The organism is Pseudomonas sp. Pseu.R1, assembly GCF_045764065.1.
Taxonomy (GTDB): domain Bacteria; phylum Pseudomonadota; class Gammaproteobacteria; order Pseudomonadales; family Pseudomonadaceae; genus Aquipseudomonas.
This window is the reverse complement of the sequence record NZ_JBJGEE020000001.1, coordinates 5,525,743-5,548,637: the sequence shown is the minus strand read 5'-3', so window position 1 is coordinate 5,548,637 and position 22,895 is coordinate 5,525,743. Positions and strand designations below refer to the sequence as shown.

Below are 22,895 nucleotides of genomic sequence, written 5' to 3'. Positions count from 1 at the left end.
GATTTTTTTCTCACGTTGCAACTTGCCCCCAAAACCACAGTCCTATCCGCGCCCTGAATCGGGCGCTTTCATTTCGTTCGTCCTGTCGAGCTGTTCGTCCCATGCGTCCATTCGTTCGCCCGTCCCGCGTTGCCCTGCTCTGCCTCGCTTCTTCCCTGTACGCCCTCACCCCGACCGCCCATGCCGATGGCGAACGCCAGTTGGTCCAGGCGATCAACAGCTACCGCGCACATCCCCAGCGGTGTGACGGGCGTGTTTCTCCTGCCATGGCCCCCTTGTCGATGAAAGCGACGGTGGCGCTGCCGGTCGGTTATTCAGGCAGCCTGCGTGAGGGGCTGAAGGAATCCGGTTATCAAGCGGCCAGCGTGCAGAGTGTTCAACTGGTCGGCGCCAGAGATGCCAACGCTGCGTTCGTCATGCTGCAACGGGAATATTGCGACACGCTGCTCGACGACCAGGCCGCCGACATCGGCGTCAGCCGTTACGGCGGGCAATGGCAAGTGGTACTCGCCAAACCGCTGCTCGACTCACATTTGGCCGATGTCCGCTCCGCCGATAAAAGCCTGCTGGCTCAAGTCAACGCCGCGCGCGCCAAGCCCCGTATGTGCGGATATCGGCGTTTTGCTACCGCTCGCCCGCTGAGCTGGAGCAACGCTCTGGGCTCTGCCGCGCAAGGCCATAGCCGGGCGATGGCCAACGAAAATTACTTCGCTCATCAGGACCCGGACGGCGATACCCCTTACGACCGCGCCCGCGTGGCGGGTTATCGAGGTCGTCAGGTCGGCGAAAATATTGCTGCTGGCCAAGGCTCACCGAGCCAGGCCATGCAAAGCTGGCTGGCCAGCCCTGGCCATTGCGCCAACCTGATGAACCCGATGTTTACCCAGGTGGGCGCTGCGTACGCCACCAACACCCGCAGCGATCTGGGCATTTACTGGACGATGGTGTTTGGGGCGCCTTGAACGTTGTTGAACAGAGCTGAACACAGTTGAACGTGCTTTTCTGTGCAATCATATTTAATAGCAACGTGCCACTAACCGTTTCAAAATTGAGAACAGCGTCACAACTATTGGATCCATTCGTTATTGCGATGCCCGTCCAATCGCCCTATCGTCTCTGCCTCGACGCCTGCCGGAACATCAGATCCTGTCGATGCCGACTCAAAAATTTATAACGAGACGTTGATATTTCCCGTGCGCCCGCGCGGGAACTTACTTTGGGATGGAGATGGAAAATGACTACATGGAAATTGCGCGCCCTGGCCATTGCAGGGGTGAGCGTGTTGCTGTCCGCGTGTGGCTCGGCGCAGGTCAACATGACCGAAATGCAGACCACCACCGCCAAGACGCTGGGCCTGGCATCCTCTGACGAAATCACCGTCACCAACGTGCAATACGCGCAACAGAACGCGCTGGGTGGTCAGAAGCTGAGCTACGACGCCACCACCGCCCGTGGTCGCAAGTTCGCCTGCACCGCCTTCGTGATCCCGGGCCTGACCCCTCTGGACAAGGCGACCTGGAGCGACGGCGAGTGCCATCCGAAATAAGTAGCCCCCGCTGAACCGTAGCGGGGGCCAGTCCTTGGCTCCCGCCGTTACTTGATTCCCGCCGTTACAACGCCTCAAGCCCCCACAACACCTCCAGCACATGCCCGGTCGAGCGCTCGACCTCCCCGGCTCGGTGTGCAATCCCCAACTCGCGCCACAGCGAAGGCTGCACCGGACGCATCACTATCCGGCTTTCCGGTAACGGCGTGGACGCTTCGTGGGGCAACAGCGTCGCCCCGTATCCGGCCGCCACCAGACTCTTGATCGCATCGTTGTAATTGAGCTGAATGCGTGGCGTCGGCTGCGGCCCCTCGCTGGCGAACCATTCTGCGACCTGACGCGAAAGACGGGTCGTGGCGTCATTCAGAATCAGCGGCTGCCCCGCCAGCCAGGCAGGGGTGATCACGTCAGGGCTGCTCCAGCGCGCCGGGAGAAACGCCATGACCGGATCCCTTCGCCACGGCTTGATCTGCAACCCCTTGACCGGCGCTTGCGGCAGGGCAATCACGCCAATGTCCAGGCTGCCGTCGGCCAGTTTCTGCAACGTCTGTTGCGAGGTCAGCACCGCCACTTGAACGTCGATGCCGCCATGTGCCTGACTCAAGGTCTCCAGCGCCTGAGGGATCAATTGCGCGATGACGCCCGTGGATGCGCCGAGCCGCACTCGCCCCTCCAGCCCCTGCACCTGGCGTTCGACGTCTTCCAGCGCCTGTTCGGCATCAGCCAGTAACCGCCGCGCTCGTTCGACGAGGGTTTCGCCGATGGCCGTCGGTTGCACGCTGCCTCGGGTGCGCGACAACAACATGCCACCGACTCGCGCTTCCAGATCGGCAATGTGCAGGCTCACCGTGGGCGGCGCCAGATTCAACACCCTCGCGGCCTCGGCAAACGACCCTTGATCAGCGATCGCCACCAGCGTGCGAAGGCGGTCCAGACTGATTTCACGCATGGCTCATTCTCATTCAGAAAACCTGATCCTAATCGTTATTAAATTCAACTTTTACTATCTTACCCATGGTTCGATGATGGTCGCCATCGAACCTTTCAACCCGACTTTAAAAAGAGCAACGACCATGACCCTTCCAGTGGTTTTCATCGACGGCGACCAAGGCACCACCGGCCTGCAAATCCACCAACGGCTGCAAGGCCGGACCGACCTGACACTGGTGACACTGCCTGCCGAGCAACGCAAGAACGCCAAGAGCCGCGCGGCCGCGATCAACGCCTGCGATATCGCCATTCTCTGCCTGCCCGACGACGCTGCCCGCGAAGCTGCCGCCAGTATCGAAAACCCTGCGGTACGGGTGATCGACGCCAGCTCGGCCCACCGCACCGATCCAGAATGGGTATACGGCTTCGCACAGATCAGCGCGCAACAGAAACACGCCATCGCCACCGCCAAGCGGGTGACCAACCCTGGCTGCTACCCAACGGGTGCCATTGGTCTGTTGCGGCCGTTGCTGGATGCGGGTCTGGTGCCTCGGGATTATCCGATCAGCATCAACGCGATCTCGGGTTACTCAGGCAAAGGCCGTGCAGGCGTCGATGAATTCGAAGGACCGGATGCTGCGCAGGCGACGCCGTTCCAGATCTACGGTCTGGGCCTGGCGCATAAGCATGTGCCGGAAATTCAGCAATACAGCGGCCTGTCGGAGCGGCCTGTGTTCATTCCCGCCTACGGCTCGTTCCGTCAGGGCATCGTGTTGACCACCGCGTTGCAGCAGCGGCTGTTGCCTGCCGGGGTCACGGGCGCTTCGTTGCACGCCTGTCTGGAGCAGCATTACGCGGACAGCGGGTTCGTCGAAGTCCTGTCCATGGACGCCGCCAAAGCGCTGAGCGGCCTGGACCCACGGGTGATGAACGACACTGACACGCTGCGCCTGATGGTCTTCGAAAACGCCGGACACGTGATGCTGGCGGCGGTCTTCGACAACCTGGGCAAAGGCGCAGCCGGTGCGGCGGTGCAGAACCTGGATCTGATGATCGGCGCCTGATTCGCCGGTTACAGTAACTCGGCCTTCAACCACTCGACCAACAGGCGCGCCTCTTCCCGGCGCGCCTGGCCATGGCGGCGATAGACCGACAAGGCTTCTGCCAGATGCACGCTCTGGCTGAACGGCGCAACCAACGCGCCGCTGTCGAGCATGCGTTGTGAGGTGCGTCGCCAGCCCATCGCCAGGCCATGCCCTTCGACCGCCGCATGCAGCATCACGGAATAGCTGTCGAAGGCCAGCCTGCGGCGCTGCGGCGGCATCTCATGGCCAAAGGTCGCGAGCCAGGTGTCCCATTCCAGTTGGTAAACCGGCTGTGCGTCATGGTGCAACAGGGTATGACGGTGCAGGTCGCGCAGTGAAATGGGCGTTGGCTGCCCTTTCAAATAAGCCGGGCTGCACACCGGGAACACCTCATCAGCCGCAGAGAACAACAGCGGGTGCAGGCCGTGATCGCGGTTGCTGCTTTGCATCGCCACGTCGAAATACCCCTGATAGTCGGTTAACGGGTGGGCCCAGGTGACCATCTTCAGTTCGATTTCCGGGTACTGCTGATGAAAGTTCGACAGCCGGGGCATCAGCCAGTGAAACGCCTCGCAGGGCTGACACAGCAACACCACCTCATTCTTGCCCGCCACGCCGCGCAGGCGATCCGCCGTTCCGGCCACGTCTCGCAATGCATTACCCAGCGTAACGTTTAGCTCCCGTCCGGCGTCGGTCAGAAACACCGCGCGATTACGGCGTTGAAACAGCGCGATGCCCAAATCCTCTTCCAGCGCGCGAATCTGCCGACTGACGGCGGCCTGAGTGAGGTTAAGCTCCTCGGCTGCCCGGGAAAAACTCAGCAGCCGAGCCGCCGCTTCGAACGGCAGCAGACTGGCCAGTGGCGGGAGGGATTTGCCGAGCTTATTCATAATCTTCAGTAATGCATCGTGACGAAGAGATCATTTGTAGCACAGGTGGGAGGATCGGCAAGATGACGCTGTACGGGGGCTAGCCACATACCCCCTGCGGGAGCGAATTCATTCCGGGCGGCATCACGACGATAGGCCGGGACATTCGACGCCGGTGTGTGAGGTTCACCACCGCATCGCGAATGAATTAGCTCCCACAGGTAATCCGCCAACCGCCAGATCACTGCAACAGGACACCCCATGAACTCACCCCGTTCAACCCTCCTGCAAGGCGTGGGATTCGCAACGCTGGCGACCTTGAGCTGGGCCTGCAATTTCATCTCGCCCTACGTGCTCGGGGAGTACAGCATTCAGGATTTCATGCTGGTGCGTTTCATGATGGCCGGGCTGATGGGGCTTTTGCTGCTGCCGTTGTATCGCGCCCAACTGCGCGGCCTGCGCCCCCGACAATGGCTGACCGGCATGGGCCTCGGCGTGTTGGGGTATCTGGCCTACAGCGCTTGCATTGCCGGAGGCGTGATCTTCGGCGGGCCGTTGCTGATTGCTGCCTTCATCGGCGCCGTGCCAGTGTTGCAGGCCTTGTTGGGCAACGCTCAACACCGCTCGCTGCGCTGGGGGCAACTGGCCCTGCCCATCGGCGCACTGTGCCTGGGGCTGGTGATGATCAACCTGCACGTGCTGCGCGCCCCCTCCGGTGCAACGTCCCTTGGCATCGGCCTGGCCTTTTCCTTCGGCGCGGTGGTGTTGTGGCTGTCCTTCAGCGTGATCAACCAGGCCGCCATGGAACACCTGCACACCGGAGCGACCAGTGCCTGGACCTGCCTGATGATGATCGGCGCCGGACTGTGCGCCCTGCTGCTCGCCCCGCTGGCGTGGGCGGCTGACTGGCTACGGCTGCCGACGCTGGGCATCGCCAATCCCGGCGCGCTGCGTCTTTATGGCTGGGCGTTGCTGATCGCGCTGATGTCGTCCGTGATCGGCGCCTGGGCCTGGAACCTCGCCTCGCGCCGTCTACCCATGGTCCTCTCCGGACAGTTGATCGCGCTGGAAGCCTTCTTCGCCACGGTCCTGGGCCTGGCCTTTCATGGTCGCTTGCCGAGCCTGGCTGAAGCCCTCGGTTTAACCCTGATTCTGTTCGGCACCGCCTGCGCCGTAAGGGTCATTCTGGCGCCGCGTCGCTCCTGTGCCGAGGCCTGTCCCGTTACGTCACAGAAGCATTGCCGCTGAACGCCAGATCCGGTCGGACGCGAAACCTGCGTCGTGATTTAACTGCCAATCAGGAAATTCCCTGGCCGGGCTTCTTCCCCCGCCTCCAGCACCGGAACGTGGGCCTCATCCTTCAGGTTCACCCCGGATAACTGCCGACGACACGCCTCGCGCATGAGATACAGCAACTTGTGCGAAGCCATGGCATAACTCATGCCTTCAAGGCGCACGTTGGAAATGCAGTTGCGCGCCGCATCGTTCAACCCCACGCGCGGCGCGTAGGTGAAGTACAGCCCCAGGCTGTCAGGCGAGCTGAGGCCGGGTCGCTCACCAATGAGGATCACCACCATCCGCGCCTTGAGCAGTTCAGCCACTTCATCGGCCACCGCCACGCGGCCCTGCTGCACCAGCACCACGGGCGACACACTCCATCCCTCAGCGGCAGCCAATTGGTCAATCCGTTCCAGCATCGCCGGGCTGTGGCGCGTCACGGCCAACGACGACAAGCCGTCCGCGACCACCACGGCCAGGTCGAAACCCTCGGAATGGGTCGCAGAATAGTCGCGCAGTTGCTCGACGGATTCCGCCGACAACCGCCGCCCCAGATCAGGCCGTTGCAGGTAGATGTTGCGATCCGGCGCCGAGCTGTGAACGGTCAGGCTTTCCCGCTGGCGCGCCTGCAATTGCTCACTCAACGCAGCGTGATCGAACGGCAAATGCACGGCATCACGGGCCTGAGCGTGGGCGAACTGGAAGTCCAGTTGCGCGGCGGTCGGCAGGCTGGTGCCCGCGTGGCCCAACGCGATGCGCGCCGAGGTCAGCGAGCGCAGTTGACGCCAGGCATCGGCCTGGGCCGGTGAGTTGTTGTGGTCATCACTCATGGCCAGTCTCTTCTTCTCTACAGCTAGTTCAATTGCGCCAAGGCTTTGCGGAACAGCGGGGGCACGCCCTGCCCCAGCCGCACGCCGCCGTCGTCCTGACGCAGGATGTCCATGCGCGTCAGCCACGCCTCGAACTCCGGCGCGGGGCGCAAACCGATGGTTTTGCGCGCATACAAGGCATCGTGGAACGAGGTGGTCTGGTAGTTGAGCATCACGTCGTCGGAGCCGGGAATGCCCATGATGAAATTGATGCCCGCGACCCCGAGCAGGGTCAGCAGCATGTCCATGTCGTCCTGATCGGCTTCGGCGTGGTTGGTGTAGCAGATATCGCAGCCCATGGGCACGCCCAGCAGCTTGCCGCAGAAGTGATCTTCCAACCCGGCGCGGATGATCTGCTTGCCGTTGTACAGGTATTCCGGGCCGATGAAACCGACCACGGTGTTGACCAGAAACGGATTGAAATGCCGCGCCACGGCGTAGGCGCGGACTTCGCAGGTCTGCTGGTCGACGCCATGGTTGGCGTTGGCCGACAGCGCACTGCCTTGCCCGGTCTCGAAGTACATCAGGTTATTGCCGAGGGTCCCGCGCTTGAGGCTCAAGCCCGCTTCGTAACCCTCGCGCAGAATCTCCAGGCTGATGCCGAAGCTGCTGTTGGCCGCTTCGGTGCCTGCGATGGATTGAAACACCAGGTCCAGCGGTACGCCCTTCTCGATGGCCGCCACCGACGAAGTGACGTGGGTCAGCACGCAGGACTGGGTGGGAATCTCGTAGTGACGGATCACGCCGTCGAGCATTTTCAGCAGTTCGCTGATGGCGCTGATGCTGTCGGTGGCCGGGTTGATGCCGATCATGGCATCGCCGTTGCCGTACAGCAGGCCATCGAGGACGCTGGCGGCAATGCCCGCCGGATCGTCGGTCGGATGGTTGGGCTGCAAGCGGGTCGACATCCGCCCGCGCAGGCCCACGGTATTGCGAAAGCGCGTGACCACGCGAATCTTCTGCGACACCAGCACCAGATCCTGCACGCGCATGATCTTCGACACCGCTGCCGCCATTTCCGGGGTCAGCCCCGGCGCCAGCGCCTTGAGGCTGGCCTCGGTGGCGTCGTCGCCCAACAGCCAGTCGCGAAACCCGCCGACGGTCAGGTGACTGACCGGGGCAAAGGCCGCCTGGTCGTGGCTGTCCACGATCAAGCGGGTGACTTCGTCCTGCTCGTAAGGAATCAGCGCTTCATTGAGAAAACGCTTGAGCGGCACCTCGGCCAAGGCCATCTGCGCTGCCGCACGTTCGGCGTCGCTGGTGGCTGCGACTTCGGCGAGGAAGTCGCCGGAGCGCGCAGGACTGGCCTTGGCCATGAGTTCCCGCAGGCTGTCGAAGCGCCAGACCATGCCACCGATGCTGTGGGAAAAACTCATCGCCCTCTCCTCTCTCTGAATCCAGATACTTAACCTGCGACTGCAACAACCGGACCGCGACTGCGAACCACTTTACAGAACAGCGCACCCAGCGCCATCAGGCAAATGAAGATGCCGCAGATGACCAGGTTGAACCAGACCATCGCCACCAGACAGACCACCGCCAGCACCAGCGCGATGCCCGGCACGATCGGGTAACCCGGTGCACGAAAGCTGCGGTCCAGGTTCGGCTCGCTGCGACGCAGTTTGAACAGGCTCAGCATGCTGATGATGTACATGACGATAGCGCCAAACACCGACATGGTGATCATTGCGGCGGTCAGGGTCATGCCTTGCAGGTTGACTACGCCGTCGCTGAGGATCGCGATGATGCCGATCACGCCACCGGCGATGATCGCGCGGTGCGGGGTCTGGAAGCGCGACAGTTTGGCCAGGCTTGGCGGCAGGAAGCCGGCGCGGGCCAGGGCGAAGAACTGACGGGAGTAGCCCAGGATGATGCCGTGGAAACTGGCCACCAGACCGAACAGGCCGATCCACACCAGCATGTGCATCCAGTTGGAATTGTTGCCGACCACCGCTTTCATCGCCTGTGGCAGCGGGTCGTTGATGTTCGACAGCGCGCGCCAGTCGCCCACACCACCGGCAAAGATCATCACGCCAATGGCCAGCGCAACGAGGGTCAGAATGCCTGCCACGTAAGCACGCGGGATGGTGCGTTTTGGGTCTTTGGCCTCTTCTGCCGCCATGGCGGCGCCTTCGATGGCGAGGAAGAACCAGATGGCAAACGGAATCGCCGCGAAGATGCCGCTGATCGCAGGCAGGCTGAAGGTGTCGGAACCGGCCCAGCCGCCCAGCACGAAATTGCTGAAGCTGAAGCCTGGCGCCACGACGCCCATGAACACCAGCAGTTCAGCCACGGCCAGTACGGTCACGACCAGTTCGAAGGTGGCGGCGATGCTGACCCCCAGAATATTCAGGGTCATGAACACGAAGTAGGCACCGATGGCCGCGACTTTCGGGTCCAGCGACGGGTATTGCACGTTCAGGTACGCGCCGATGGCCATGGCGATGGCCGGTGGCGCGAAGACGAATTCGATCAGCGTGGCCAGGCCCGCGATCATCCCGCCAGCAGGGCCGAAGGCACGCAGGCTGTAAGCGAACGGGCCACCCGCGTTAGGGATGGCAGTGGTCAGCTCGGTGAAGCTGAAAATGAAGCAGGTGTACATCACAGCGACCATCAGCGTGGTCACCAGAAAGCCCAAAGTCCCTGCGGTGCCCCAGCCGTAACTCCAGCCGAAGTATTCGCCGGAAATCACCAGCCCCACGGCCAGCCCCCACAAATGCAGGGTTCCCAATGTTGGTTTCAGTGTTGAAGCAGTCATGAGTGTGCACCCCGGTAGCCAAGCGACGGTATTTGCCTGACAGCGAGAATAGCCACAGCGTTGCGGCCAAGGCTTGACCGTAAAAAGCGCGGGTTGTCGTGTGCGGTCAAGTTTTCCGGGTATTTTTCCGGGGTGCGCCATGGCGGCGCATGACAAGGGTGCGGTGCTTTATTGCGGGTCATATTTGACACCTGACTACACAGCGAGGTGAGTTGACGGGTAGCAATTCAAGGCGCCGCACAAAACCTGTAGGAGCGTGGCTTGCCCGCGATCGGCTGCGAAGCAGTCGTAAACTCGGTACATGCGTTCCTTCAGACCCACCGCGCCAGTCGGGTTTACGACGACTGCGTCGCCGATCGCGGGACAAGCCACGCTCCTACAATGAACCCCGTTCGGCCTGAAAATCCGTAACAAGGTATGACATTTGCTTGAAAAAAATTCATACGCACGCTGAAGACCGTTCAATCCAATGTTCCAGACCCTCATCCCCACCGCCGCGCCCAACACCCCCGCCGCCAGCAATCGCGGCGTGTTGTCGGCTGCTGCCAACGGTCTGGACGGGTTCATCGTGCAACACGGTGGCGACCTGGATCGGGTCTTCGGCCGCTCGGGCATCGATCCTGAACAACTGCTCCACCCCACCCTCAGCCTGCCGCTGACCAACTACTGCAAGGTATTGGAAGAAGCCGCGCGGCAAACCGGCTGCGACAATTTCGGCCTGCGCTATGGCCAGCAATTCCAGCCAAAAGCGTTGGGCCTGTTGGGCTACATCGGCCTGTGTTCGCCTACGCTGGAAGACGCGCTGATCAACTTTTCCGAAGCCTTTCCCTTCCACCAGCACAGCACGCTGATCGAGCTGGTGGATCAAGGTGAGTGTTACCGCTTCGATTATCAGGTGCGTCATGGCGCGATCAACGAACGTCGACAGGACGCCGAACTGACCATGGGCATGGCGATGAACCTGGTGCGTCACGTGCTGGGGGCAGACTGGGCGCCTCGGCAAGTCGCGTTCGAACACGCCAGACCGCTGGACTGGCACGAACACCGCGATGCGTTTCAGGCCGACGTGCAATTCGCTCAAGGCTGCAATTCGCTGTTGATCCCCAAGCGCGAGGTGGTCGGCAAGGTCATGCCCGGCAGCGACCCGATTCTGCTGATGCTGATCAAGGACGCCATTCGCCAGCTCGGCGACAACAGCGGCCTTGAAACCAGCCTGCTGGACCGCGCCCGCCAGACCATCCTTGCGACCTTGCACTTGGGCGAACCTGCCCTCGACGAGATTGCCCACAACCTGGGCCTTTCCGAATGGGCGTTGCAACGCAAACTGCGTGATCAGGGCCTGAGCTTTACGCAGTTGGTGGATCAGATCCGCCAGGAAACCGCCCTCGCTCATCTCAAGCAACAGAACCTCAGTGTTACCCAGCTCGCCTCCATGCTCGGGTATTCCGAAACCAGCGCCTTCTCCCGTGCGTTCAAGCGCTGGTTTGGTATCAGCCCGAAGCAGTGGCGCAGCGCGGCGATCACGTCGTAGCGAATACATTTGTCTCGACGCCTTACTGTGTGGGAGCCGCCCGCAGCAAGCCGGCTCCCACAGAAAATGCGCTCGTCAGGCGACCTTACGCTGCAACTCCAAACGTTTGAGGCTGCCCATGCTCAAAAACGCCAACGCCCCCACTAACGCATGCGCTGCCACCACATACATCGCCCCGGAGAACGAGCCGGTGGACTGCACGATGTAGCCGATCACGATCGGGGTGAAGATGCCCGACAGGTTGCCGAACATGTTGAACAGCCCGCCCGCCATGCCGGTGATTTCCTTGGGCGAGGTGTCCGACACCAGTGTCCAGTCCACCGCCACCACACCTTTGCCGAAGATCGCCAGCGACATCAGAATCGTCACGATCCACATCGACTCGGTGAAGTTGCAGAACACCAGTGTGGCGCCCATGGTCATGCCGCACACCAGCGGAATCTTGCGCGCCACCGACAGCGAGAAGCCCTTGCGAATCAGGTAATCGCACACCGCGCCGCCACACAGCGCGCCGAGCAAGCCGCAGATACCGGGAATCGCAGCGATGGCCCCCGCTTCCATGATGTTCAAACCACGGCCTTTGACCAGGTACACCGGAAACCACGTCAGGAAGAAATACTGCAATGAGGTGTCGCAGTATTTGCCCAGATAAATCGACCACATCATCGGGCTTTTCAGCAGCACCTTCAGGTCCGAGAAACGTGGCACGAATCCGCCCTTTTCCTTGGGCTTGTCCATGTCCACCTGAGCGCCGCCTTCACGCAGATGCTCAAGCTCGGCACGGTTGACCAGCGGGTGTTCGGTCGGCGTTTTCACGTACTTGAACCAGACCAGACTGACCACAATCCCCAGCCCACCCATGAACCAGTACACGTGTTCCCAGCCGTAGCGATGGGCGATGAAGCCCATGGCAGGCGCCAACAGCACCACCGACATGTACATCGACGAGTTGAAAATGACCGTCGCCAGCCCCCGCTCCTGCAACGGAAACCATGCGGCGACGATGCGGCTGTTGGCCGGGTACACCGGCGCCTCGATCAGCCCCAACAAAAAGCGCAGCACGAACAAGGTGCCAATGGCCACCGGCACCGAGAAGAAACCGATCATGCCCTGCGCCACGGTGATCGTGGACCAGAGAAACAGCGACAGGCCATAAACGCGCACAGAGCCGAACTTGTCCAGCAGCCAGCCACCGGGCAACTGACCCAGCACGTACGCCCAGGCGAACGCGGAAAACATATAGCCCAGCGTGACGGAGTTGATGCCCAGCACTTCGGTCAGTGCAGAGCCTGTGATGGACAACGTGGCACGGTCGCCGACGTTGATCGCGGTGACGATGAACAGCATCGCCAGAATGCCGTAACGCACTTTGCTGCGCACGGCGGTTGCAGCAGCGGCAGCCGGATCGGCGGCACTGGCGGTGTTGGAATGTTCCACATGAAAGCCCTCATTTTGTTTTTATAGATCGGCCAGCAAGAGCGCTTCACACGAAGCGCTCCCGGTCATGTACAGACGTTGTTTGACGGGTAAATCAGGGGCGTGAACCGACCTCGACGGTCTGCGCGGTCCAGGCGCGGGTCTGCTCACTCAGGGACAAACCGAGGCCTGGACGGGTCGGCACCAGCATGCGGCCGTCGCGGGTTTCCAGACGCTCGTTGAACAGCGGCTCCATCCACTCGAAATGCTCGACCCACGGCTCGGTCGGGAACGCCGCCGCCAAGTGAACGTGCAGCTCCATGGCGAAGTGCGGTGCGAGCATCAAACCAGCCTGCTCGGCCATGCCCGCCACTTTCAGGTACGGGGTAATGCCGCCCACGCGAGGGGCGTCCGGCATCAGGAAATCCGCACCACGCAGTTTGATGAACTCCGCGTGCTCGGCCACGCTGGTGAGCATTTCCCCGGTGGCAATGGGCGTGTCGAATTGCTGCGCCAGTGCCGCATGGCCTTCAGCGTCGTAGCAGTCCAGCGGCTCTTCGATCCAGATCAGGTTGAACTCCTCGAAGCGGCGGCACATGCGCTGGGCGGTCGGGCGGTCCCATTGCTGGTTGGCGTCGACCATCAGCGGGAAGTCGTCGCCCAAGTGCTTGCGCACCGTGGCCACGCGGTGCAGGTCGATGGCGCAATCCGGCTGGCCGACCTTGAGTTTGATCCCGCCAATTCCCTTTTCCCGCGACATGTCAGTGTTGTGCAGCAGTTGCTCCAGCGGCGTGTGCAAGAAGCCACCCGAGGTGTTGTAGCAACGCACCGAATCACGATGCGCGCCCAACAGGCGAGCCAGTGACAGGTTGGCGCGCTTGGCTTTGAGGTCCCACAGCGCGACGTCGAAGGCGCCGATGGCCTGGGTCGACAAACCGCTGCGTCCCACAGACGCCCCGGCCCAGCAAAGCTTGGTCCACAGCTTGGCGATGTCGCTGGGGTTCTCACCGATCAGCGCCGGGGCGATTTCCTTGGCGTGGGCGAACTGACCGGGGCCACCGGCGCGTTTCGAGTAGCTGAAACCGAGGCCACGATGGCCCTCGGTGGTTTCGATCTCAGCCACCAAAATGGCGATTTCGGTCATGGGTTTCTGGCGACCGGTCAGCACCTTGGCGTCGCTGATCGGGTTGGCCAGCGGCAGAAACACCGAGGACACCTTGACCCAGGCAATACGGTCATCGTCGGCGGATTTAACGTGGGCTTGAACAGACATGGGACTCTCCTTTCGAATTTTTGTAGGGCGAATGCTTATAGGGGGTTGAACAATCAGGCGCGTTGCCCGGACAGATCGCTATTGGCCTTGCTGGATGCCGTATCGGGCGCAGGGCTGTCTTCCAGGTCATCGATTTCAAGGCGGTTCAGGGGACCGACGATCACCAGATAGGCGAAGGCGCCGAGCAGGCCCATGGCGGCCACGTACATCAGTGCGGAGTCGAACGATCCGAGTTGATTGACCAGTACACCGATGGCAATCGGCGTCACGATGCTGGCGATGTTGCCGCAGAAGTTGAACATCGCCCCGCTGATGCCCATCGCGCGTTTGGGCGACACATCACCGACGATGCACCAACCCAGGTTGCCGATGCCTTTGGCGAAGAACGCCAGGGACATCACGCCGATCACCACGGGGATCGACTGGGTGTAGTTGGCGATGACGATGGTGCTGGAGAGCAGCAGGCCGCAGATGATCGGGGTCTTGCGCGACGCGGTGAGGCTGTAGCCTTTCTTCAGCATCCAGTCGGACCACACACCACCGATCATCCCGCCCAGGCAGCCGGCAATCGGTGGAATGGCCGCCACCAGGCCGACCTTGAGCATGGTCATGCCCTTGGCTTCGATCAGGTAGGTCGGGAACCAGGTCAGGAAAAACCAGGTGATGGAGGTCAGGCAGAACTGCCCCAGATAAACGCCCAGCATCATGCGATTGCCGCCAATGGCTTTGACGCGCGTCCAACTGAACGGGGTCTTCACATCCCCCATGTTCGGCAGACCGCCGCCCGCTTCGATGTAGTCGATTTCGGCCTGATTGGCGCGTTTGTCTTTGCGCGGTTCATGAACCAGCTTGAACCACAGCAGGCCGATCAGAATGCCTGCCCCGCCGGTCCAGAAGAACACGTGTTGCCAACCAAAGCTGTTGAGCAACAGCACCATCAACGGGGTGAAGGCGGCCAACGCGAAGTACTGCGCCGACTGGAAAATCGCCGTGGCCAACCCGCGTTCATGACGGGGAAACCACATCACGGTCAGGCGGTTGTTGGCCGGAAAGGCTGGTGATTCGGCTACGCCCATCAGGAAGCGCAATACGAACAGCACGACGAACGCCGAGCTGAACAGGTCGACATAGCCCTGCAGGTAGGTCAATGCCGACCAGATGATCAGGCTCATGCCCAGCACCAGCCGCGAACCGAAGCGGTCGAGCACGATGCCACCCGGAATCTGCATGCTGGTGTAGGCCCAGCCAAAGGCAGAAAAGGCGATGCCCGTGGTGATCGCATCGAAGCCCAGGTCATGACGCATCGCCGGTGCGGCAATCGACAGCGTGGCGCGGTCGACGTAGTTGAACACGGTCACGATGAAGATCATCGCGAGGATGAGATAGCGAACGTGGGTCTTCGCCGGGACCTGTGGTGTGGGGATCACTGTTATTTTCCTTGTTGTGATGTAGCACGGACGGCTGTGTTGTCTTGGCCCTGATTTGAGCACTGGAATTGCAATGATTGCGCAATCATTGAAACTCAATAAAAAAGGCACTGCGCTGGTTGAACGTCTGCCTTTGGCGAAAATACTACACTGATTGCGCAATCATTCAATACCGCGTTTGTCGGTTTGTGCGGCAAACGCCTCTCCTCTGTGGGAGCGGCGCTAGGTTGGGAGGGAGGGGCCACATAGAGCGGTCGCAGAGGGTCAGGTACTGGCGCGGTCGATCAGGGTGAAGCCGGTGTCGAGGCGTACGGGTTGGGCGCTGGAGCTGTGTTCCTGAAAGCGATCCAGCAAAGCCTGAGCGACCTGCAAACCAATGCGATTACCGTCCACGCGCACCGTGGACAGCGCCGGATGCACCTGCGCGGCACTGCTCAGATCACCAAAGCCCATGACCGCCAGATCTTCCGGCACCCGCAGGCCACGACTCGCCGCTTCGGCCAGCACGCCTTGGGCCACGGTGTCCGAACTGCAGACCACCACATCGGTGGCAACACCGCGGTCCAGCAAACCCGCCAGCCCTTCCCGCCCGACCTGCAGGGTGGCGGGCGGCGCGAGGACTTCCATCGGCACGTCGTCGATGCCGTGCCGCTTCAATTCAGCGATCAGGCTGTGGCAACGACGCAAGCCCCGAGGGTCGCTGATGGTCACTACGGAAAAACGCTTATAGCCTTTGTTCAACAGATGCCGCGCGGTTTCTTCTCCGACCTTTTCGTGGGAGAACCCCACCAGCATGTCGATGGGGTCTTCACTCAAGTCCCACGCTTCGACCACTGGAATCCCGGCCTGAGCCAGACGTGTGCGGCTGGATTCAGTGTGCAACGTACCGGTCAAGACGATGCCGTCAGGACGACGTCCCAGCACGGCCTCCAGCAGCTTTTCTTCCTGCTCGGCGTCGTAACCGGTCAAGCCCAGCAACGTCTGATAACCCGCCTGGGTCAGGCGGTCCATCAGCGCCTGCACCGTGTCGGCGAAGATCGAGTTGGCGATCGTTGGCAGAAAGATCGCCACCAATCGGCTCTTGTTGCTCGCCAGACTGCCCGCCAGCATGTTCGGCACATAGCCGGTCTTGCGCACCGCTTCACGGACTTTTTCGCGGGTGTTCTCGCTCACCAAATCCGGGCGACTCAAGGCCCGCGACACCGTCATCGGCGACACACCGGCGACTTTGGCGACATCGATCAGGGTCAGACTGGCAGCTTTTTTCGGCTCGGACGACGACACAGGGTCAGCCGACCGGCCCGGTTTTTTGGGCATGGAGAGTTCCGAGGTCAACGCAGGGGGTCGGGCACGTCCCAAGAGCAGGATGGGCCGGGAGGGAATTTAACAAAGCTGGGGCGTGGGCGCACGGGGTTGGGACGTTCAGGGCTTGCGGGAGGCTCCATGGTGGCTGGCTCCCACGGTGATTGCGCCGAATCCAGATTTTTCGTTCCACGCCGAATCTGTGGGAGCCGCCTTGGTGGCGAAAAAGACTGTTCAACCACCACTATCCCAACGTCGCCGAGCCAATATCCAGCTTGTCCGCATCGGCAAATTCATCCAGCCCCAGATCCGCCAGGTCCAGCTCTCCCGGATCGGTCTCTTCGTCAGCGTCGGAGTCATTGAGCGGCGACTGATCACCGCCGAAATGCCGGTCTTGCTCATCTTCAATCAAAAACAGCGGTGCAAAAAAATGTTGAGTCACTGCGTGTGGCACTACCTGCATGGCTTCAATCTCCCAACGATTTAATTCCACTTCAAGGCTACTCCAGAATCCGTGGCTGTCACACCCAACTGAAAAACGCGCCGCCATTGTCGCGCAGCATTTGCGCCATGGCGTGGGCGGCGGGTGAGAGGTATCCCTCGCGACGGAGGATGACGCAAAGGGTTCGCGTCATGGTGGTATTGTCCAGCGGCACTTCCCGCAGATATTGCATGTTCTTGCCATATTCCAGCGTTTCCCGGGCGATGAAGCTGAGCAGGCTGGTCTGGGCGATCAACCTGGGCAGCAGGGAAATGGAGTTGGCCTCGATCTGCACCACCGGCAGCGGCAAATTGTGGCGGGCGAAGGCTTCGTCGACCCAGATGCGCGACGACACCCCTGGCGGCGGCAACACCCAGCGATAGTTGCACAGGTCGCTCATCTGAAATGGCGCGTTGAAAATCGGGTGATTGCGGCTGGCGATCACCACCGCTTCGTCGGTGAGGATCGGGTGCGCGTTGAATTCGTCTTCAACGCCCCGCTGCGCACAGATGATCATGTCCAAGTGCCCGGAACGCAGTTGTTCACGAAGCATGTCGTCCTGGCCAATCACCAGTTTCAAGGTGATGTCGGGCGCCCGTTTGAGCAGCGCATTGGTCAGTTCCGGCAGCAGGTACTCGGCCATGGTCGAAGCGCATCCCAGACGAATTTCCCCCACTGCACCGCTGGCAAAATCCCTGACCTCACGCTGAGTCTGGGCGATGCTCTGCTGCAGCATCCTGCCCCGCGCCTGCAACAACTCTCCCACCGGGGTGAGCTTGATCCGGCGCCCGTCGCGCTGAAACAGTTTGGTGCCGAACGACTCTTCCAGGCGCTGAATGCTCTTGGTCAGCGCAGGCTGGCTGCGATTGAGCTTTTCAGCGGCACGGCCCAGATGACCCAGTTCGGCGATGGTGTCGAAATAGGTCAGGTCACGCAGGTCCATATATCAACCAAAGTTATCAATTCATGATTATTAGAAAATAGACTTGATCGATTCAGCTGTCGATAATTTCCGCCATTGGACCGCACTCCATCAGGAAACCGCCCATGCTCTGGAGATCCTCCTTGTCTCGCAACACCTCGGCACACCCCGCTTCGTTTTCCCTCGACAGCCTTCACCCGCTGCTGCAATGGTGTCTGTTAATCCTGCTGGCCGGTAGCGCCGGTCAGCTGTTCAAATTCTTTCACGTCCCCGCTGCGCTGTTTCTCGGGCCGATGCTGGTGGCGATCGCCTTTGGCGTGTCCGGTGCCTCGATCCGTCTCAACAAGCATGTGTTTCGCCTGGGTCAAGGCGCGGTTGGTGTGCTGGTGGCCCACTCGATGACGATGGGTGTGCTGCTCACGGCGATGCAGTCCTGGCATGTGATGGTGTTCGCGACCTTACTGACCGTCGTGCTGAGTGCGGTGGTCGGGATCGGCCTGGCGCGCTGGGGCGGGATTCAAAGCAGCACGGCTGCCTGGGGCACCTCACCCGGCGCAGCATCGGCGATGGTGGCCATGTCCGAGGATTACGGTGCGGATTCCCGCGTGGTGGCGACCATGCAGTACGTGCGCGTGGTGTGCGTGGTGATGGTCGGAGCACTGGTCAGCCGCCTGATCGGCGCTGACGCCGGAGGCACCGACGCTCACAGCACCGATGCGCTGCTGCAAGGCGTGAACCTGCTGCATCTGGGGCTGAGCCTGCTGGTGATCGTGGTCGGTGTGACCCTTGGTAATAAAGTGCCTGCGGGTGCATTGCTGGTACCACTGATTCTGGGCGGCGCATTGCAGCTCAGTGGCGTGTTGCAGATCGTCATGCCGACCTGGTTGCTGGCGATTGCCTATGGCGCCATCGGCAGCTACATCGGCCTGCGCTTCGACCGGGCAACGATCAACTACGTGTGGCGGCGCCTGCCCGCGATGATTTGCAGCGCGCTGATCCTGATCGTGCTCTGCGCCCTCTCTGCCTGGGTCATCGCCGAAATGATGGGCAAGGATTTCCTCTCGGTGTACCTGGCCACCAGCCCCGGTGGTCTGGACGCCATGGCGATCATCGCCATCGACACCCACTCCGATGTCGGCTTCGTCCTGGCCATGCAGACCCTGCGTCTGTTCGGCGTGATCGTGACCGGCGCGTACATTGCGCGGCAGGTGATTCGGGTGACGCGGCGGTTGGCGTGATGCTTCAGATGCGGCGATACGCATCCCCTGCGAGAGATTCTGGTTGACTGGTCAACTGCATTCGCCACCCAGGCGGCTCCCACAGAAATAGGGCCGGATCCGGATCTTGTGTTCGACGCTGAACCCTGTGGGAGCCGGCTCGCTGGCGAAGGCGGTGGATCAGTCAATTTTGGTGTGTCTGACACGACGCATCGCCACCCAGGCGGCTCCCACAATGGGATCAGCGCACGATTACAACCGCGCCAACGCCGTCGCCAGGCTCTGCGCCAGCGGCAGCACCGGCAACAACGTCGCCTGATAGGCGTGATACAGATCCGCCTTGCCCGCCCAGATATCGGCACTCGGTTGATTCTGCGGGTTCAGCTCATGGCGCCAACTGCCGTGCTCTCGGTCGATGAACAAGGTCTCGTTGAATTCCCAGAACGTGCGATACCAGGTTTCGTACGACTGCTCCCCGGTCCGTTGCAACAAGGCCGCTGCCGCTGCCGCCGCTTCCGCGTGGGTCCAGTGCAGGCGATGGCGCACCACCGGGCGGTTTTCCCAGTCGAGGGTGTAGACGATACCCGGCAGGCCATCGACGTTCCAGCCGTAACGACAGGCGTTTTCGAACAGCCCCCGCGCGTCCTCCAGCAACCACGCAGGCGTCGATAATCCGGCTTTCTGCCGGGCCGCTTCCAGATGCAACACCAGGCGTGCCCATTCGAAAGCGTGACCGGGCGTGGTGCCATAAGGGCGGAAACCGTCGTCCGGCTTGTCAGCGTTGTATTCCAGGACCGGCTGCCATTGCAGGGTGAAGTGCTCGATCACCTGATGATCGTTGGCCGCCGCATGTTGATGAATCACCCGCTCGACGATGCGCAACGCGCGATCCAGCCAGCGTGCATCACCGGTGACATCGGCCAGTGCGAGAAAGGCCTCGGTACTGTGCATGTTGCTGTTGGCGCCGCGATAGGCTTCTTCATCACTCCAGTCGCGAGCGAAGGACTCGCGCATGGCACCTTCTTCTTCGCTCCAGAAATGTTGGGTGATGACATGGATCGCCTGCTCCAGCAGTTCCTTGGCACCTGGTCGTTGGGCGACGACGGCAGAAGATGCCGCGAGGGCGACGAAGGCGTGAAGGTAAGCCGCTTTGCCGGTATCGCCACCCTTGTCTGCCGGTTTGGCAAACCAGCCGCCATGCTCGGCATCACGCAAGGGGCCCGCCAACGCGGCAACGCCATGATCCACCAGCTCGGCGCAACCGGGAATGCCGTTGATATGGGCCATGGCGAAACTGTGGGTCATGCGTGCGGTGTTCATGGTTTCAGCGACTGCGTCGGCAGGCAGCCGACCCACGTCATCCAGATTGCCGAAGCCTTGGTGCATCTTCGCTGCCTTGGCGAAGCCCAACAGCCGGTTACCCTCCTGCGCCAGCCAGGCCTTGTGCCCTGGGGAGCGCAACCAACTGCTGAAACCGCGATTCACATCGTCCATTGCTCGTCACCTTTTCTGCTCGGCAGGTTCGGCCCGCCAGGAATTATTAGACGGGTCGAATCATGCAAGCCACAGACGGGTGCAGGCAAGTGAATGAGGTGAATCCTTTAAGCTAAAGATTCTGTAGGCGTGAGCTTGCTCGCGCCTACAACGAGGCGAACGCTACACCCGGAAACGCGCAACCACCTGATTCAACTCCCCGGCCAGTCGCGACAGTTCGTTGCTCGACGCGCTGATCTGGTTGGCGCCGGACGACGATTGCAGCGACAGGTCACGAATGTTGACGATGTTGCGGTCCACTTCCCGCGCCACCTGCGCCTGCTCTTCAGCGGCACTGGCGATGACCAGGTTGCGCTCGGAAATCTGGTTGATCGACGAAGTGATGCGGTTCAACGATTCACCCGCCCCTTGCGCCAGCTCCAGGGTTTCAGTGGCTCGGGAACGGCTGACCAGCATCGATTCCAGCGCTTCACTGGAACCGCTGCGCATGGTGGAGACCATCTTGTCGATTTCCAGCGTCGATTGCTGGGTGCGGTGGGCCAATGCGCGAACCTCGTCGGCGACCACGGCAAAACCGCGCCCCGACTCGCCAGCGCGAGCCGCCTCGATGGCAGCGTTCAGCGCGAGCAGGTTGGTTTGTTCGGCAATCGAGCGAATCACGTCCAGCACTTTGCCGATGTCTTGCGATTGGTCGGCCAAGGTCTGCACCAGCACCGAGGTGTGCTGCACGTTATTGGAGAGGTTCTGGATCGAGCTGACGGTCTCGATCACCCGAGCCTGACCGTCCTGAGCCGCTTCGTTGGACTCGCTCGACGCCTGGGACGTGGACACCGCGTTACGCGCCACTTCTTCCACCGCCGAGGTCATTTCATTGACGGCCGTGGCGGCCTGTTCGATCTCGGCGTTCTGCTGATGCAGGCCGCGATGGCTGTCTTCGGTGACCGAATTCAGTTCGGTGGCCGCCGACGCCAACTGGCTCGCTGAACTGCCGATCAGGCTCAAGGTACTGCGCAAGTTGTTCTGCATTTGTTGCAGCGCACTGAGCAAGCGCGTCACTTCGTCCTTGCCTTCGACGCGGATGTCGTGGGTCAGGTCGCCCTTGGCCACGAACTCGGCGGCGCTGACGGCGTCCTCCAGCGGCAGGATGATGCTGCGAGTCAGCCACAGGGCGAGGATCACTGTGGCCAGCGCCGCGATCAACACGAAGACCAGCACGATGGTGCGTGAATGGCCGTATTGCGACTCGGCCGCCGTGCCTTCCAGCTCGACCTGATGAGAGTAGAAATCCGCCAGATCCCCCAACTGCGCACCGGAGTTGTCGACGGTGGTTTTCATGTCCACCAGCAACAAGGCGTTCAAGCCTTTGAGGTCACCGCTGTCAGCGAGCACGAAGGATTGCGCCAGCCCACGCTGATAGTCGGCCAGGGTGGTGCGGAATTTGTCGTAGAGGACCTTTTCCTCGGGGGTGTCGATGAATTTATCGAGGCTGGTGAGCTTGTCAGCCAAGACCTTGGCGCGGGCGTCCATCTGCCCTTTGTAGACGCTGACATTCTTCGGATCCGGGTCCAGTGCCATGCGCAGGGAAATCGTACGAATGCGCAGCATGGCCTCGCGGATGTCATTGACCAGACGCATGCTTGGCATCCAGTTGCTTTCGACCGCCACCTCACTTTGGCGAATGGTGGACATCTGGCTGAGGGCAAACCAGCCCAATAGCGCAACAAGCAGGGAAATCAGGGTAAATCCAAGGCCCGCGCGGCGGGCGATGGTCAGGTTGCGTAGATTCATGACCGTAGGCTCGTTATTTTGGGGGCGTGTAGGTGTGACGGCGTCGCAAAGTCATCGTATGACTACCGCTTATCGACGCCGCGAGGCGCTTCTTGAGTCGCCGTCAGATGAAGAATCCGAACGCCTGTTCGACGAAACATCGAACCCCTCGTCCTTGAGCGGTCTAGACCTGAAAGACAGCGATCAACAGCACGGGAGACGAATCATGCATCTGGAAGGTTCCTGTCATTGTGGGGCGGTGGAGTTCAGCCTGACCTGCGCCCACCCCTACCCTTATCAGCGTTGCTATTGCTCGATTTGCCGCAAGACTCAGGGCGGTGGCGGTTACGCGATCAACCTGGGTGGCGAGGCGAAAAGCCTGAAGGTCAAAGGCCAAAACAGCATCGCGATCTACCACGCGAAAATGCGTGACGACGAACACAAGCACGTACACACCAGCAGCGCCGAACGGCATTTCTGCAAACACTGCGGTAGCGGTCTGTGGCTGTTCAGCCCCGAGTGGCCGGAACTGATTCACCCTTTCGCTTCGGCCATCGACACCCCTCTGCCCACGCCGCCGGAACATACGCACCTGTTGCTGGACTCCAAAGCGTCCTGGGTGGAAGTGGAAGCAGGGCCGAACGACCTGCAATTCGAACGGTACCCTGAGGAGTCGATTGCCCAATGGCATGAGCGGTTGGGGCTGGAGCGTTGACCCCTTCTCTGTAGG

20 protein-coding genes and 1 pseudogene are annotated in these 22,895 nt (G+C 61.3%); 7 read left to right on the top strand and 14 right to left on the bottom strand.

The window, feature by feature from the left end; genetic code table 11:
* Positions 1-101: 101 nt before the first annotated feature.
* Positions 102-962: a CAP domain-containing protein gene (locus ACI5GA_RS25280; RefSeq protein ID WP_421424739.1), complete on the top strand. Its 861-nt coding sequence runs from the start codon at positions 102-104 to the stop codon at positions 960-962.
* A 272-nt stretch (positions 963-1,234) separates the two neighbouring features.
* On the top strand, positions 1,235-1,546 hold the full coding sequence (locus tag ACI5GA_RS25275) for a hypothetical protein (protein WP_404633218.1): 312 nt from the start codon (positions 1,235-1,237) through the stop codon (positions 1,544-1,546).
* Positions 1,547-1,610: 64 nt separating this feature from the next.
* Here the strand turns inward: ACI5GA_RS25275 and ACI5GA_RS25270 are convergent, their stop codons facing one another.
* Positions 1,611-2,495, bottom strand: a complete 885-nt coding sequence (locus ACI5GA_RS25270) for a LysR family transcriptional regulator (protein ID WP_421424738.1) — start codon at positions 2,493-2,495, stop codon at positions 1,611-1,613.
* 124 nt (positions 2,496-2,619) lie between these two features.
* On the opposite strand from ACI5GA_RS25270, the gene argC reads away from it, so the two are divergent.
* Complete coding sequence (gene argC / locus ACI5GA_RS25265; RefSeq protein WP_421424737.1) at positions 2,620-3,540, top strand: N-acetyl-gamma-glutamyl-phosphate reductase; 921 nt, start codon at positions 2,620-2,622, stop codon at positions 3,538-3,540.
* An 8-nt stretch (positions 3,541-3,548) separates the two neighbouring features.
* Here argC and ACI5GA_RS25260 read toward each other — a convergent pair whose 3' ends face one another.
* The gene (locus tag ACI5GA_RS25260) at positions 3,549-4,451 is read right to left on the bottom strand and encodes a LysR substrate-binding domain-containing protein (protein WP_404633212.1); all 903 of its coding nucleotides are present in this window, start codon (positions 4,449-4,451) and stop codon (positions 3,549-3,551) included.
* A gap of 240 nt (positions 4,452-4,691) precedes the next feature.
* Between ACI5GA_RS25260 and ACI5GA_RS25255 the strand changes: the two genes are divergently transcribed.
* Positions 4,692-5,678 carry a DMT family transporter gene (locus tag ACI5GA_RS25255; RefSeq protein ID WP_421424736.1) on the top strand — a complete coding sequence of 329 codons (987 nt, stop codon included), beginning with the start codon at positions 4,692-4,694 and terminating at the stop codon, positions 5,676-5,678.
* A 38-nt stretch (positions 5,679-5,716) separates the two neighbouring features.
* On the opposite strand, the gene eutC is transcribed toward ACI5GA_RS25255, so the two are convergent.
* The 3 genes from eutC to eat are packed head-to-tail and all read right to left on the bottom strand — an operon-like array spanning position 5,717 to position 9,335.
* Positions 5,717-6,538 (bottom strand): ethanolamine ammonia-lyase subunit EutC, encoded by an 822-nt coding sequence (eutC, locus tag ACI5GA_RS25250; RefSeq protein ID WP_421424735.1) that lies wholly within the window; start codon positions 6,536-6,538, stop codon positions 5,717-5,719.
* Positions 6,539-6,561: 23 nt separating this feature from the next.
* Entirely contained in the window at positions 6,562-7,953 is a 1,392-nt protein-coding gene (locus tag ACI5GA_RS25245; protein WP_421424732.1) for an ethanolamine ammonia-lyase subunit EutB, read from the bottom strand.
* A 29-nt stretch (positions 7,954-7,982) separates the two neighbouring features.
* A complete protein-coding gene (gene eat, locus ACI5GA_RS25240; protein ID WP_404633204.1) occupies positions 7,983-9,335 on the bottom strand; it encodes an ethanolamine permease in 1,353 nt (450 codons plus the stop codon).
* Positions 9,336-9,804: 469 nt separating this feature from the next.
* On the opposite strand from eat, the gene qhpR reads away from it, so the two are divergent.
* On the top strand, positions 9,805-10,866 hold the full coding sequence (gene qhpR / locus ACI5GA_RS25235; protein ID WP_421424731.1) for an AraC-like transcriptional regulator QhpR: 1,062 nt from the start codon (positions 9,805-9,807) through the stop codon (positions 10,864-10,866).
* Positions 10,867-10,941: 75 nt separating this feature from the next.
* On the opposite strand, the gene ACI5GA_RS25230 is transcribed toward qhpR, so the two are convergent.
* From ACI5GA_RS25230 to ACI5GA_RS25205, 6 genes are all read right to left on the bottom strand, one after another.
* Positions 10,942-12,213, bottom strand: a complete 1,272-nt coding sequence (locus ACI5GA_RS25230) for an MFS transporter (RefSeq protein WP_404633572.1) — start codon at positions 12,211-12,213, stop codon at positions 10,942-10,944.
* Between the two features lie 184 nt (positions 12,214-12,397).
* The gene (locus ACI5GA_RS25225) at positions 12,398-13,555 is read right to left on the bottom strand and encodes an L-talarate/galactarate dehydratase (protein WP_421424730.1); all 1,158 of its coding nucleotides are present in this window, start codon (positions 13,553-13,555) and stop codon (positions 12,398-12,400) included.
* Positions 13,556-13,608: 53 nt separating this feature from the next.
* Positions 13,609-14,925 (bottom strand): MFS transporter, encoded by a 1,317-nt coding sequence (locus tag ACI5GA_RS25220; protein WP_421425539.1) that lies wholly within the window; start codon positions 14,923-14,925, stop codon positions 13,609-13,611.
* 321 nt (positions 14,926-15,246) lie between these two features.
* Positions 15,247-16,299, bottom strand: coding sequence for a LacI family DNA-binding transcriptional regulator (locus tag ACI5GA_RS25215; RefSeq protein ID WP_404633198.1), 1,053 nt, complete (start codon positions 16,297-16,299; stop codon positions 15,247-15,249).
* Positions 16,300-16,528: 229 nt separating this feature from the next.
* Entirely contained in the window at positions 16,529-16,747 is a 219-nt protein-coding gene (locus ACI5GA_RS25210) for a hypothetical protein (RefSeq protein ID WP_404633196.1), read from the bottom strand.
* A gap of 58 nt (positions 16,748-16,805) precedes the next feature.
* A complete protein-coding gene (locus ACI5GA_RS25205) occupies positions 16,806-17,708 on the bottom strand; it encodes a LysR family transcriptional regulator (RefSeq protein ID WP_404633194.1) in 903 nt (300 codons plus the stop codon).
* Between the two features lie 104 nt (positions 17,709-17,812).
* On the opposite strand from ACI5GA_RS25205, the gene ACI5GA_RS25200 reads away from it, so the two are divergent.
* Positions 17,813-18,925 carry an AbrB family transcriptional regulator gene (locus tag ACI5GA_RS25200; RefSeq protein ID WP_421424729.1) on the top strand — a complete coding sequence of 371 codons (1,113 nt, stop codon included), beginning with the start codon at positions 17,813-17,815 and terminating at the stop codon, positions 18,923-18,925.
* 231 nt (positions 18,926-19,156) lie between these two features.
* Here the strand turns inward: ACI5GA_RS25200 and ACI5GA_RS25195 are convergent, their stop codons facing one another.
* The 3 genes and pseudogenes from ACI5GA_RS25195 to ACI5GA_RS25185 all read right to left on the bottom strand — a co-directional run.
* Positions 19,157-20,398 (bottom strand): AGE family epimerase/isomerase, encoded by a 1,242-nt coding sequence (locus tag ACI5GA_RS25195; protein ID WP_421424727.1) that lies wholly within the window; start codon positions 20,396-20,398, stop codon positions 19,157-19,159.
* A gap of 162 nt (positions 20,399-20,560) precedes the next feature.
* Positions 20,561-21,424: a methyl-accepting chemotaxis protein gene (locus tag ACI5GA_RS25190; protein ID WP_404633568.1), complete on the bottom strand. Its 864-nt coding sequence runs from the start codon at positions 21,422-21,424 to the stop codon at positions 20,561-20,563.
* Positions 21,419-22,186 (bottom strand): annotated as a pseudogene (locus ACI5GA_RS25185) (MCP four helix bundle domain-containing protein); the annotation flags it as partial. The pseudogene ACI5GA_RS25185 and the gene ACI5GA_RS25190, both read right to left, overlap by 6 nt.
* A 205-nt stretch (positions 22,187-22,391) precedes the next feature.
* On the opposite strand from ACI5GA_RS25185, the gene ACI5GA_RS25180 reads away from it, so the two are divergent.
* Complete coding sequence (locus ACI5GA_RS25180) at positions 22,392-22,880, top strand: GFA family protein (protein WP_404633566.1); 489 nt, start codon at positions 22,392-22,394, stop codon at positions 22,878-22,880.
* Positions 22,881-22,895 lie beyond the last annotated feature (15 nt).